The sequence below is a fragment of the Paenibacillus sp. FSL R5-0341 genome, from assembly GCF_037975235.1.
GTDB classification, from domain to species: domain Bacteria; phylum Bacillota; class Bacilli; order Paenibacillales; family Paenibacillaceae; genus Paenibacillus; species Paenibacillus amylolyticus_A.
In genome coordinates this window covers 997166-1011416 of sequence record NZ_CP150241.1, presented here as the reverse complement: position 1 = coordinate 1011416, position 14251 = coordinate 997166, and the positions used below count along the sequence as shown (strand labels likewise).

The 14251-nt window shown below is 45.7% G+C and carries 9 protein-coding genes; 4 read left to right on the top strand and 5 right to left on the bottom strand.

The features are described from left to right. Nucleotides 1–13: 13 nt before the first annotated feature. Entirely contained in the window at nucleotides 14–874 is an 861-nt protein-coding gene (locus MKX75_RS04495) for a LysR family transcriptional regulator (protein WP_339168577.1), read from the bottom strand. 181 nt (nucleotides 875–1055) lie between these two features. Between MKX75_RS04495 and MKX75_RS04490 the strand changes: the two genes are divergently transcribed. The 3 genes from MKX75_RS04490 (at nucleotide 1056) to MKX75_RS04480 (ending at nucleotide 3098) form a co-directional block, all read left to right on the top strand. After that, complete coding sequence (locus MKX75_RS04490) at nucleotides 1056–2045, top strand: zinc-binding dehydrogenase (RefSeq protein WP_339168575.1); 990 nt, start codon at nucleotides 1056–1058, stop codon at nucleotides 2043–2045. A 422-nt stretch (nucleotides 2046–2467) separates the two neighbouring features. Continuing rightward, on the top strand, nucleotides 2468–2686 hold the full coding sequence (locus tag MKX75_RS04485) for a hypothetical protein (protein WP_339168574.1): 219 nt from the start codon (nucleotides 2468–2470) through the stop codon (nucleotides 2684–2686). 25 nt (nucleotides 2687–2711) lie between these two features. After that, entirely contained in the window at nucleotides 2712–3098 is a 387-nt protein-coding gene (locus MKX75_RS04480; RefSeq protein ID WP_339168573.1) for a hypothetical protein, read from the top strand. A gap of 101 nt (nucleotides 3099–3199) precedes the next feature. On the opposite strand, the gene MKX75_RS04475 is transcribed toward MKX75_RS04480, so the two are convergent. Both MKX75_RS04475 and MKX75_RS04470 read right to left on the bottom strand, forming a co-directional pair. Further along, nucleotides 3200–7543: an S-layer homology domain-containing protein gene (locus MKX75_RS04475; RefSeq protein WP_339168572.1), complete on the bottom strand. Its 4344-nt coding sequence runs from the start codon at nucleotides 7541–7543 to the stop codon at nucleotides 3200–3202. A 36-nt stretch (nucleotides 7544–7579) separates the two neighbouring features. Then, nucleotides 7580–9976, bottom strand: a complete 2397-nt coding sequence (locus tag MKX75_RS04470; RefSeq protein WP_339168570.1) for an S-layer homology domain-containing protein — start codon at nucleotides 9974–9976, stop codon at nucleotides 7580–7582. A gap of 384 nt (nucleotides 9977–10360) precedes the next feature. Between MKX75_RS04470 and MKX75_RS04465 the strand changes: the two genes are divergently transcribed. Beyond that, complete coding sequence (locus MKX75_RS04465) at nucleotides 10361–11149, top strand: formate/nitrite transporter family protein (protein ID WP_062837512.1); 789 nt, start codon at nucleotides 10361–10363, stop codon at nucleotides 11147–11149. Nucleotides 11150–11413: 264 nt separating this feature from the next. On the opposite strand, the gene MKX75_RS04460 is transcribed toward MKX75_RS04465, so the two are convergent. Beyond that, a complete protein-coding gene (locus tag MKX75_RS04460; protein ID WP_339168569.1) occupies nucleotides 11414–12400 on the bottom strand; it encodes a WXG100 family type VII secretion target in 987 nt (328 codons plus the stop codon). A gap of 278 nt (nucleotides 12401–12678) precedes the next feature. Further along, a complete protein-coding gene (locus MKX75_RS04455; protein WP_339168568.1) occupies nucleotides 12679–14244 on the bottom strand; it encodes a glycoside hydrolase family 30 beta sandwich domain-containing protein in 1566 nt (521 codons plus the stop codon). Between the last annotated feature and the right edge of the window lie 7 nt (nucleotides 14245–14251).

Here is a 14251-nt window from a genome sequence, read left to right as displayed (position 1 = left end):
ATCACTCACTCCTTTATAGTTCTGGTTCTGTAATGATCTGTACCAAAGCGCTCAGCGCACTAGATATATGTTCACCACGGGAATACACAAATCCTACTTCCAACCGGTAATAAGGATCGGGCAACGACATCACTGCAATCTCGCCTCTTAATTCTGCTTTGGTAACTGAAGATCTTGGCAGCAATGATACGCCGAGCCCGGCAGATACACCATTTAGAATCGTGTCCAGTGTTCCATATTCCATGACGCTCAGTGAGTGGATACCTTGATCTCTCAAAAAAGATTCCGCCTGAGCCCGATGTGTGCATCCGATCTCAAAAAACAACATCGGCCTGGACAATAGAGCATGCAACTCATGTGTTCCAGGTTCGGCGACCAGCACCATTTCTTCGTCATACATCTTCATATAGTTCAGCTCAGGATGATCGATTGGGCCATATATTAATGCGCCATGCAATTCATGTTGAATCACCTTCTGGTTCAGTTCATGCGTCCCACCCGTGACAAGCGAATGCTGTACCTCCGGGTAGCATGAAGTATATTCAGCCAAGAGTGGCGTCAGAAAAGTGGAAGCTGCTGTCTCAATCGCACCCAAACGAAGTAAGCCTGCTGGTGGGTTCCCCACTTGCGTGGCCTGCTCTGCTTCATATAATAATTGCAAAATTCGATCTGCATACACAAGCAGGTTCTCTCCCGCCGGTGTGAGCGACATCCCTCGATTGGAACGATGAAACAGCGGTACTTGTAGCTGAGTCTCCAACTGTTTGATCCGTGTGGTCACATTGGATTGTACATAATTGAGTGCGAGCGCAGCTTTACTGATACTACCTTCGCGGGCAACCGCCTGAAATATTTTCAAATCACCTGCATCCATATCCTGATCACCTGCTCGTCGTTATATCGGCATTCTGCATCATCTGATTCATGCAAAATACTTATCTATTATTTTCAATGATACTGACAATCATTTTTGTTCATTTTACGTGAATCTGCTCCATCTGTACAATGAGGCTCAGTAGTGAATTCTAGCTACATAGACAGGAGGAATATTGAACATGAAAGCTATCGTTCATTCAGGCCAGAGCGGCCTTGCAGGTCTTCAATATACAGAGTCAACATCTCGGGCACCAGAAGCCGGGGAAGTGCTAATCCAACTAAAATCCGCTGGAATCAACCATCGGGATCTATTCATCATGGCAGCACGCGGAACCCAGGACACCCCGCTCATTCCCGGTTCCGATGGAGCAGGTATTATCGTAGCGATTGGCGAAAGCGTAAGAGGGTTCGCGATAGGAGATGAAGTCATTATCCATCCTACACTCGGTTGGGAACATGCATCTGAAGTGCCCATTGTACCCGATATTGTGGGTGGTCCTATGGATGGAACACTGGCGCAATATATAACGTTGCCTGCCGAAAATGCCCTGCCCAAGCCAGCCCACCTATCCTGGGAGGAAGCAGGCGTATTGTCCCTTTCCGCGCTGACGGCCTATCGCGCCTTATTTACTCGCGGCGTATTGAAGCAAGGTGAACATCTCCTCATCCCCGGCATTGGCGGTGGTGTAGCGACCTATGCCCTACTCATGGCGGTAGCCGCTGGTGCCCAGGTGACTGTCACTTCCAGAAGTGAAGCCAAAAGAAATGAGGCACTGCGCTTAGGTGCTACCCATGCATTGGATAGTCATGGCGATTGGCGTTTGCAAAACGATCTGGAACCTGTGGACATGATCTTGGATAGCATCGGACAAGCCATGTTCCCGAAATATTTTGATATAATCAGACCAGGTGCACGTATCGTGATGTATGGAGCAAGCTCAGGGGATGATCTGTCCATACCAATTCGCTCTATCTTTTTCCCACAGATCAGTCTGATCGGCACCTCTATGGGCAGCCGTGAGGAGTTTGTCCAGATGCTGCAATGGGTGGAGCAACATGACATACATCCTGTAATCGATGGCGTTTATCCGTTGCAGGATACAGCGAAAGCATTCGAGCGTATGGAAAAAGGCGAGCAGTTTGGCAATCTGGCTATACGAATTGAATGATGACAGATTGTAGTCCATTTTAAAATAGATCGAATTGAGTTGAGTTGGATCATGCCAATACAAGACTAGGGTGAATCTTCAAACTCAGGCAAGCTATACGATGATGGATGTCAGCATCCAAGAGATCTTGAAGTTCAAGCTGATTGATCATGGCTGATGATGAATCTGCGATTTTCTAAGGAACACAGGACGTCTTATTTGGCCTTAAAGTACTCTTTCTAAAATGTAAGGAACATCAGACACGTTATTTCCCAAAATTCACTAGCAAAACCGCTGCAAACGGTTGTTTATTCGGATATAGCGTGTCTCAGGTTCCTTAGATTTCCGCGAGCGCTTCAAATCCTTGAATAAGACGGCTCAGATTCGTTAGCGCTCGCTCTAGTTTGTTCACGCTATTAACCATTCAGGAGGTGTACATACATATGGACAATCGATTGTATTTGGTAGAATTAGTCCGCAAGCTGATGGACGCTGAAGGGACGGAAGCGGAATCGGATGACATGTTGACGGAGCTACAGCAGCAGGTGCCTCATGCAGAGATCAGTAATCTGATTTACTGGGATGACCGAGACCTGACGCCTGAACAGATTGTGGAAGAAGCGCTGGCTGCCCGTCCTATCCTCCTTCCGCCCCAGTCCTAATTTCAGTCAGGAGGTAAACAATCGAATGTCAGATACAAATCAAAATAGTAATGAACAGCCTGATTTCACTGAATCTAAAGAAGACACTACGCAGCCTGTTTACCTTACCCAAGGTGAAATCAATGCCCTGCAAAAAGCTATTTTGTTTCTCAAGTTTGAATGCGAAGAGACTGAATCCCTGCTCTATTCAGGTAGTCCACTGCTCAACAGCGTACTGGAGAAGGTACGGGATGTCAGCGCATTTGGTGAGTACGCCAAAGAACTTCACTCTCGTGCAAACGAACATGCAGAGCGTTTCATGCGCGCCAAGCTGGAACGTTCTTATGGAGCAGAATTGGCACCGCATGAACGGACTGAGGAACAAAAGATCGAGATTCTCAGGTCCTGCATGTATCCATATCCGGTTAAATAAAAAATCCTCCATGCTCATGTTTAGAGCATGGAGGATTCTTTATATCATTATTTTGAAACGCACTACTTAGCGAACTTCATTTCTTGGTTTTTACCCAAAATCTACGGTGTATGTTTGTCCACGTACTGTAGAGTTCCTTTAGGGAACTCATTCCATTCACCGGTTAATGAGAACTGTTGTGAACCCGTATATATCCCGCGTTTTCGGATAAACGTCCCGCCAGCAGGCATAAATTGATCATGTGAAGTTGGATCACCTAGGACATCTACAATTCGTCCATCCTTTTTGAGGACCAAAGCAACGACATTATACTCATTCGGGTTATACAATTCCAACTCATCATTGTAGTACCAAGCTGGCGTTATATCGAAAAAGTCGTAAAAAGTATAATTGATGTTTAAATAAGGTAATCCTGAAGTAACATCTAATATGTTTTTGGTTGTAACTTTCATTGTGGATGTCTTTTTCATCCACTGATGAACTTCCAATTGATATCCGGTTGCTTTATGCGACGGATCTCCATCACCTGTGTAATAAAGTTGGACAACACTCCGTCCATCTCCCGCATCTGCATACTGAGAGAAGAACAACTCTGACGTGCCCTGATTTTTCGAGTTCACCTGAACGACCACGGCCCTACCGTCATTCCCTATGATCCAGAATAATAATGGAGATACACTCAAAGGGATCTGGGAAGAATTAATCGTATTCGGTCCTGTAAACGTTGAATCTGGCGTACCGCTATATACTTTAAAACTCGTCTGTCCAGGAAACCAATTGGACGCTGTAAGAGTCAGAGGATCTATTACACCGGACTTCGTGTTGATCTGCATGACCCCACCGTTAACCAGAGAAGCAGTGCGAACGTTGAAGGTGTAATCTACCTGTCCACCTTTTCCATCCTTTGCTGTTATGGTTAGAGGAGCAATTACATTTCCAGTCCCCGGTTTTAGTATGATCTGGTTACCATTAATGCTTGCATTCACCGCTTCATTTGAGCTATTGCTTATCGTGAATTGCAACGCATCTCCATCGGGGTCACTGAATAGTTGACTCAGGTCAAACGTGCGCTCATTCGTTACATTTGGTGTCAAAACTTGTTCGTAAATACTACTTACTACCTCAGGGGCCAAGTTAGGGCCAGCAGGCTCGCCTTGTATCGTCACGCCAAAGGACGCTTGTTCGCTACGCCCTTTCTGATCATATACCGTTAACGTCACTGTCGTATTTCCTTCAGCAACTGGAGCAACAGCTATCTGTGAACCATTGGCAGAGACTGTCGCAATATGGGTATCTGCGGAGGAAGCATCCACCGTTAACGTGGCTGTATCAAAATTCATCAGGTACGATGTCAGGTCAAGATTCAGAGCAGACCAAGGCCATGTTACCGTTTGATCCGGAATTGAACTGATATTTCCAGATTCAAGAACTTCAATATCAATATAGGCTGTCGCTTCTTTTCCATACATATCTTTTGCTTTGATATTAGCTTGAAATTTACCAACCTGTCTTGGATGAATAATCAGCTTGTTTTCTTGAATATCCACCGCTGCGATCAGAAGATTATTGAAATCAAGTGGTGTATGGAACTCTAATGTATCTCCATCGGGATCATTAAAATATTCCGAGAGATTAATGACCGCATCTTCCTTGCCTACAAACAACGTTTGAGCAGGTAGATTCTGAGTAAGCACCGGAGAAGCATTAGGCTTAGGATTAACCCTTATCTGAAATGCGGTTGAAATGGAACCACCTTTTCCATCCTCTACTGAATAATAAATGATGTATTCTCCAAATTCTAGAGCGGTAAAGCTCAGTACACCCGCTTCCTCCTCAACAATTAAATCAGGATTAGAGGAGTATGCACTGAATGTGAGTGGGTCACCATCCGGATCTGTATAATAATCATTTAAGTCCACCGAGGGGATAGGATCTGTCAGGAAACCCAAGTATGCTTCAACCCAACCTGGTGAGTTTCCTACCGGATTATGATTTGGCACTAGTAGAATATCGATGTCAAAGAAATCCTCAGTAATTCCTCCGTTGCCGTCATTCACTGTGTAAGATATCGTGTACGTCCCATTTTGAAGTGATGTTAACTTCAGTTCACCCGCATTCTCCTCTACTGTTACCCCGTCTGGATTGGATGAAGTCGCTTTATACGTCAATGGATCACCGTCTGGATCAGTATATATTTCATTTAATTTCACTACAGGGATTTCATCACCCAGATATACCTCTATCTTAGATGGCGCTTCGCCTACAGGCGCACGATTGAGTGGTGGCAGAACAACAACTTTCATGTCGAGTTCAGTAATTCCCGTACTGCCATCATCTGCAATTTGCCCATCATCCACCTTAATTTTAAGAACAACTTCCCCCGCCTTTTTAGGCGTTAACCTTAATACAGATTCAGCATAGTTCGATTTTACGATTTCTGTGCCCACGATTTCCGGAGCACTGTTCGTTACACTGTACAGCAATTCCGATTCATATTTCTCATCATCCATAACATAGACCATGAGATCCACATCCTTGCTACCTGACTCAGCTATCAATTCATGATCAGGAATTGGCGATGCAATAGGAGGTCTATTCACGTAGACTTCGAATGTGGATCTCAGCCTTTTACCACGACCATCATTGGAAGTCACCGTTATGGTAGCCGTGCCATCCCCCAAGGGAACAATATCTAATTGCGATCCATTAAGGATAACCTTTGCAACGGCAGATTTGGATGAACTGACCGTATAAGTGACCAAGTCACCATCCGGATCAGTCACATAGTTGTTTAGGTTTAACGTTGCTCCCTGTCCATTCTGCGTATACTTGCGACTTTCAAATGGTTTCAGTAGTTCAGGAGCACGATTAGCAACAACAGGAGATGTTTCGCCTCCACTCCCCCAACTCGCTCCCCCTGACGAAGGAGATACCGTATTGGAAGATGCTGTTCCTGTATTTCCACTCACAACTGAAGACGAGACTCCGGCAGCCAAGGAAATATCTGAAACTTTCATATTCCCCGCCACATTAATCTGCGTGGAAGGGTTATTCACTTGAAGCTGCTGAATGGTGCCTGCTGCATTAATATTGACAACGCCTGTCCCATCCACATGGAGTTGCTGTAAAGTGACGTTACCGTTAAGTTGCAGAGACTTGGATGTATTCACATGGACCGTCTCAACGGCTCCTTGTAGCTCCACTTTGCTTGCACCTTCGAGAATATTTAATAACGGGAGATTAGCCGTTTTCTCGATATCAATCATACTGTCTGATCTAACGTTAACTTCTTGAGTACGGGTATTCCCTGTTAGTGCAACATGTACATCGCTTTTATCTACACCCACAGTATTGAGAATGGAATTTTCAAATACAACCGTATTACTATCGCCACCATAAACGAAGACAGACTGTGCCACATTGATATTTTTGGCATAAAAATCATGTTTCACTTCGGGGGCAATCGTCAGCTTGTCCTTGACTGTAAGCCCTTCCACTGAAACAAAATCTGCTTTCGTGGTTAGATCCCCATGAATTACAGCGTCTCCGCCATCCAATAGCAGATTGCCGCTAAATTCAGCTTTTCCTGGGGCCGCCTCTTGACCACCCGTTCTAATTTCCAACCCGTTAATTTCGGTGAGCGTATGATTTCGATTCTTAAAACGTATTCCAGCCTGAGCCAGTACAGCCTTATTCCGATTATTAAGAAGGCCTTCCACTTGTTCGGAGATCTGATAGACAACACCGTTGATCTGAATCTGCTTTCCTTCAATGGACTGAATGACAGACAAGCGGGTTTCCGGGAACATGGCCGACAGCAGCATGCCTATGGCTTCGCCCCGAACAAGCCCTTGTTTAACTTTATTCTCTCCCTGATATTCGCTTAGAAGTTCAGCCTCCTCAGCAGTTCGAATATATGGAGCAGCCCACGTACTCGCTCCTTTCCATTCTGAAGGAAGGGGATCCCCCTGAACTTCTTGTTTAGCCAAAGCCGTGACTCTTACCAGAACTGTTACCAGTTCCTGTCCAGTGATCTGGGCCTGTGGACGGAAACGCCCTGTTGCATCTCCTTGCAAAATTCCCGCCTTCTTGACCGCCTGAATGGAAGGCGCTGACCAGCTAGTAGATTTCACATCCGTAAAAGATGTTGAGACTGACTTGTCCAGTGTGAGACCCAGAGCTTGAGCAAGAACAACTGCCAGTTCCTGACGGGTGATTGGATCAGCTGCACGAACGTTTCCATCTGGATCTCCCTTGATGAATCCCATGGATACAGCCCTATTCATAACATCGTTTAACTTACTATTGTTATGATGAGCTGAGGATATGCCAGACACAGACATAGCCTGTGCCTCTGACTTATCATGTTCTGCAGATACGGGTACAGTGTTGGAAAGAAGCAACGCAATCAAAGCGAGCTGCACAGTCTTTCTTATTTTTGGCATAGAGGTTCTCCTTCATGATCTGGTATATTTCAAAAATTAAAGAATGGAAGGTGAGGATGTGTAGTTGCCCAGACCGTTGTAATAGTTCTCTCCTTGTTGGATCCACCGTGCCCCGTCATAATCTGCATCACCATGAACATTACCTGACGTTCTTGTTAAAGATTGCGCAGGCTTCAAGATGGCTGTATCCATAGGTTCTCCATCGCTAATGTGATAGAGTATCAAAGTGATGTCTTGGGGTTGATCAATATCAAAATTAAAGGACATATAATAAATCTCGTCCTCATTAATCGGGAAATCTGTAGAGTCATCGGCAATGACCATCGTTTTATAAGGTGCAATGATAGTTCCAGAAGCAAACGTAATCGGATCGTCTATATCACTACGTTTAATTTCAAACTGACTGAGTTCAATTGGTTTGGACGTTGGATTATACAGTTCGATCGCTTGAGTAGTGTCTTCTCCCCAGACTACCTCGGAAATAAACAGGCCCTTTCCTGCATCCGGGTCCTCAACCTTAACCGTAAATGTCGTCTCAACATCTTTACCAGCGGGATCAGTAGCCTTAACGGTAACGGTTGCGGAACCAATAACGTTCTTGAGATCTAAAGTCAATATATTTCCTTGGACACTCACTTCTACCACAGCTGGATGAGAAGATTCTGCTGTATACGTTAGAATGTCGCCATCCATATCTGTGAACACATTAGTCAAATCAACCGCCTTACTCACGGTACCCAATTCAACTCCAACAGTTGGCAGTGTTTTTACCACTTCAGGAGCATGGTTGATTGGTGGTTGTGGAATGATGATTGGCGGAAATGGCGGTAAAGGTGGAAATGGTGGTGGAATTAAGACCGGTTTGACCACATAAATGAATGAAGCCGATACACTTCCTCCTTTTCCATCTGCAGCTTTCACCGTAACCGTTGTTTGGCCTGTAGCAGTGGACATAATTTTCAATTTTGACCCCTGAATATTCGCTGTAGCGATGTTAGAATCGATCTCCGTAATCTCATAGCTCAGCTCATCCTCATCCGCATCAGTAAATACAGCACCAAGATCAATCTCTTGCATGCCATCTCCGAGATATACCATCATGTCAGAAATGCTAGACTGAACAACAGGCGGTTGATTCTCGGGAGACGGAGGTACAATAACCGGCGGATCAGGTTCTGGAGTTGGTGTCGGCGTGGGAGCTGGTGTTGAAGATCCTGAGCCAGAATTGGAGTTGCTTGTCCCTGTATTGCTGGATGGTGTGGTCAGTGGCGGTGCACTGCGAATGATCTGTGAGGTTACGCCGCCCTTTGGAAGAATAACTGTATTCGTTTTCACACTTGCCGGTAATTGAATAATGGATTTCACGTTTTTCAACACAACTTCCTTCCACGTCCCACTTCCAAGAACAGTGACCTTGTCAGTCGTATCTACAGTTACCGCATCGATATCACCATCAATCGTTATAGCACTTACGCCTGGTCTTAATACAACCTTCGATAAAGTATCAGCTTTCAGAGCAACGTGATTTGAAGAGACTGAAACTACACCTTGATAGGAGGTACCGACCAAATTCAATGTCACGTAATTTTGAAGTGTGCCTGCTTGGGTAATCTGGATTTCTGATAAGGCAGACAGGTTACGTGTACGTGCATCATAAGTAATTACTGCGTTTTGCAATGCTTCTTTGTTCTCGTCATTCAAAATTCTTTGCAATTCCTGACTGATCACAAAAGGACGTCCATCCATATAGGCAACATCTCCGTCCAATGCAGTCAAAGAAGCTGTTCGTTCACCCGTCTGGAAAACATCTACGAGAACCTTCGCTATATCTTGTCGTTGTACGAGAGCTCTGGATTCAAATTTCCCCTCATTTGAATTCAATAGCCCCAATTTCAACGCAGTATGTACTTGTTCTTTAGCCCAGCCACTCACCGTGGATTCATCTGCAAGCGTCTGTTGTTGTCCTCCTTTTGCTCCTTGTGTTCCTGTCACTCTTACCAAAATGGAAGCAAGCTCTTCCCGACGAATCGGATCGTTAGCACGGAAATTGCCTGTTGCATCTCCAGTCATCCATCCCTCTTGACGAATTGCTTCAATATAAGGAGTCGCCCAATCTGAATGTTTAAGTCCAGTGTTGGAAGTCTTATCAAGCTCTAATTGTGATGCTTTAGCCAGTAACACGGCCATTTCTCTTCGAGTCAAAGGCTGGTCTGGGTGAAATGATCCATCTGGATAACCCGAAATTAATCCTTTCTCTACTGCTTCCTTTACGGCCTGAAGAGAGGTCGAGCGGATATCGGTCTGATCTGTAAATACCGACGATATGGAGTCTGTTGATTCTCCAGTTTGCTCTGCTGCGTTGACAATCTGAGTTCCCCACAACATGCCTACTACAAGTGAAGTCAGCAACACTTTCTTCCAATCCTGATTCATATTTGTTCCTCCCAATAAAACTCGTTTTCGGCACATAGCTTATCAAGATTCTCTGAACAATTTCTGAACAAAATAACTAGAAAAAATTCCAGATCAAAGGAGCTTATACAGAATGAATCCACACTGATTTCGCTTAACATGGGTATACATTGTTCTATATAAATTTTTGGTTTTCAACAAGAGAAAAATGTGCAAATAAATATTCAAAAATCACAAAAAATATAAACCCATATTATATGTGTTCATCCAAAATAACTTAAACTGATTAAATATATTCTTTTTCTGAAAAAGCGTGTTACTATCTCAAAAATCGTTATAATAAAAGGAACTTGGTGAGATTTGTAAGTTAATGCAATCATTCAACTCAGCTACTGGAGGATAATTATGGAAACGGAAGCTCTACGCAATGTGGAACAACTCGCTCTGAAGAAACACAAGATTTATAAACAAAGCTTAATCAGGTACCTTGCACGCTCCATGCTGGCCAGTATGTTTATCGGATTCGGCGTCATCGTGGCGTTTAAGACAGGTAACTTCTTTTATATGGAGCAGTCCCCATTCACCTATCCGATGGCAGCAATTACGTTTGGTGCGGCTATCATCCTGATCGCCTATGGTGGCGGTGACCTGTTCACAGGCAATACGTTCTATTACACGTATGCGGCGCTGCGGAAGAAGCTGCGCTGGTTCGAAGTGGTCAAGCTGTGGATTGCGAGTTATAGCGGTAACCTGATGGGCGCAGCCGTGTTTGCTCTGTTAATCTACCTGACCGGATTGTTCGACTCGTCCCAGGTGAACGGTTTTCTGTTGAGCGTGGTGGAGCACAAAATGGAAGTTCCGACGATGCAGCTTTTTTTCCGGGGAATCCTGTGTAACTGGCTTGTATGTATGGCGTTCTTTGTGCCGATGTTCATGAAGGAGAATGGAGCCAAAATGTTCGCCATGATGCTCTTTGTGTTCTGCTTCTTCATCTCGGGATATGAGCACAGCATCGCCAATATGTGTACGTTCGCGATTGCGCTTGTGCTGAACCATCCGGGGACAATCTCATTCGAAGGTGTGATTCACAACCTGGTTCCCGTGACCTTGGGTAATCTGGTGGGCGGTGTGCTGCTGATGGGCTTTATGTATTATGCGGTGAACAAACCGTTTCTGGATGAAGAGACGCATTAAGCTTTGGCAAAAAAAGACTTCCTGTCTGCCCGGTCCATTGACCGTGGCTACTCGGTAAGGAAAACCCAAAACACCCCGGCAACCTTCCCATCTCAGGGAGAAGGTTGCCGGGGTGTTTCTCTATGGGCAGGCTCACGGATAAGCCGCCTGCCCTCCATACTTTTAGCCATGTGTCATCCAACCACATGGCTAAAAGCTGTGGGTCGACAAGCAGGCAGCAATCCGGTATCCCTGCGTTGCCCGCTTGCCGACCCCATCCGTGGCTTAATAGTAATCCCGCCACGGAGTATATTCAATATCGTTGTCGCCACGCGTGACCACGATCATATTTTCCATTTTGCCCGTATCCTTATTGGTCCGGTAGATCATCGTACGTGTCTCGCCTTCTTCCGGAACAGAGAACAGGAACTTGTCCGCGACGAAGGAAGAACCGAGTCCAGTGGCGTGTTCCGTAAAGGCAGAGCCCGTCTTGCTTGTGAGCAGCAGACCAATGCCGTAGGCTGTAGCCGTTTGGGCCACTTTGCCAAAGAGATGCTCTCCTTGACTGGTCGTGTGCGTTTGCTCCGAATACTTATACTTTTCCGTATCCTTGCTATAGTCCACCACATTGCCCTGTTTATCCAGACTGATGGTGGTCGTTTCGCCCTTGTCGCTTTTCACCTGATACGTACCCACGATGGAATCCTCGGTAATTTTCACCGTCTTGCCCGTATTCGGGTCAGTCTGATAGATTACATCTTCATACTGAAGCCGAATGATGTTCATGCTGGCCTGAATCTGCTGCGCCAGTTCTTCATCACCCACCTCTTTGGCTTTCTTCAGCATTTCCTCATAGTTTTGGTATTTCTCGGCATCCTTCTCATCCCATTCATCCATGTTCTTTGGTGGGCCTGGCGTTTTGTCGAGACTATCGCCTTTATTTTTGCCCATGGTTGATAGCGCCTGCGCTGCGGTCAGCGCCGTCATGATTGCCTGGCTCACCGCCTCTTCATCTGTCGTGCGGAAGCGCTCGGCAATTTTCTTAAGCTCCGACTGAATGGACAGAACCAGTTCCAGAACAGATTTCATCGTGCCTTGAGCTGTTGAATAATCGTTATAAAAACGCTCCCGCTCCATGCCATCCCAGTTGCTGCGCATGACACTCATCTTGCTATCCAGCGTGGACATGAAGCCCGATAATTGCTGATGCGCCTGAGCAAACTGCCCACTGACCGTCTCCAGTTGTTCCGGTGTCACCTTGATCTGTGTCATCCTGCACACTCCTCATCCTGGTCATTTATATCCCGAGGTTATCCGATGATGCTGTCTCTCGAACAGCACTCCCAGATCTCGACCAACTTGTCATGATCCTGTTCCCGATATGCAACGACTAACCTGTCCAACGTATTCTCCTTTTCTATTAAAAGTAAAAAATTATGTAAAAGCCCGATCCTGAGATCGGACTTATTTAATACATCAAATTTGAAAAACTCTACGTGTATTTTACCATGTCCATCATTCAATCTGTACCCATAATTTCCAAGCTTGAGTCAACGTTCTACTCCCCTTTTTGAGTTCCAACGGAAGGTTGCTGCCGATTTGGAAGGCAGTACATATTGAAATGAATCTCCGTCCATAACTACATCAAAGGAAACTTCTACCTCACCCGTGTTAGCTGCAACCAGCACGATCGTTCCATCCGGATTGCGGAAAGCTACGTTCTCGATCTTGCCTTGTTCTTGTGAGGAATCGATCCTTACGGCTCCCGGACGTACATAACGACTGATGTGTCCTAGCGCATAATATTCGACATTTCTAGTGATTTCATCACGCTCCGGGTCAATCGTCACAACCCCACGGCAGTTCTCACAGCCACCGTTCGTGGGACCCCCTTGTGGATTGAGTGCAATGTTCCAGAGCAGCACATTCTTCGCCCAGTTGCGCGGCGCACCAATGATGAGATTGGACATCTGCCAACTCAGATTCTCGCCAAAATCAGGACTCCACTCCCCACCACTGCATTCGGTAAAATAAATATGTTTGTCCGGGAAGCGATCATGCACTTCCGACATGGCAGATGGATCACCTGCATAACAATGGAAAGCAGATCCATCGATGTAGGCAGCAGCCTGCTCATCACCGAGCACCTTGCTGGTATATTCGACCGCCTGATCCCAGTTATGATCATAAGTGATGATTCGCGTATCAAGTCCCGCATCTTGTAGAGCCGGGCCGAGGTAATCCCGAATGAACCTGGCTTGTTCTTCGGCGCCCATACTCATACTCGGATATTTATCCGAGGTGAACTCCGGTTCATTTTGCAACGTAATCCCGTAGATGGGAATGCCCTTTGCCTGATAAGCTTCAATATATTTTACAAAATATCTCGCGTACGCTTCATACACCTGGGGATCGTTATAATCCAGATACCAGCCGTTATTGGTCTTCTCCCCATACTTCATCCAGGCCGGGGCCGTCCACGGTGTTCCAAGTACGTTAAGATCCGTTTCAAGACCAGCTACACGCTCCAGCATATTCACAACTTCCTGATCCTTATCGATCGAAAAGTGTGCCATGTCATAGTCCGTACCAGATTCGATATCATCATAAGTATAACTTGAAGCCTCTCCTGATTCATCAACCGAATAATCGGAAGCACCAATCGTATGACGCACCATATCCATGTTCAGCCCTTCCGTCGTAAACAGTTCCTTCAGCAGTTGCTCTTGCTGCTCCACTGGAAGCTGATTAATCAGATGTGCTGATGAACCCGTCATCGCTGCGCCAAATCCATCCATGGTCTGATACGTCTTGTTCGGATCAATCTGTATCGTAAACTCTGACGGGGAAGTATCAGACTTCTGCGTTGTAGATTCTGAAGTGCTTGTGTCTGCATCATGGTGATTTGTAATTGGAATGGGTTTCTGTGAGGTAAGCAGATTTTGCTGATCTCCCGTGGTTAACCAGACTTCAGCCGCTCTCTGTTTATCCGCAACTGGTGGAGGAGCGGGTTGTTCACTTCGGTTGAGGATAAGCCAGATTCCTGCACCGACACAACAAACAGCGATTAACAGGATGATCCATCGTTTGGGATGCTCTCGCCAGCCTATGCTCATCACGCTT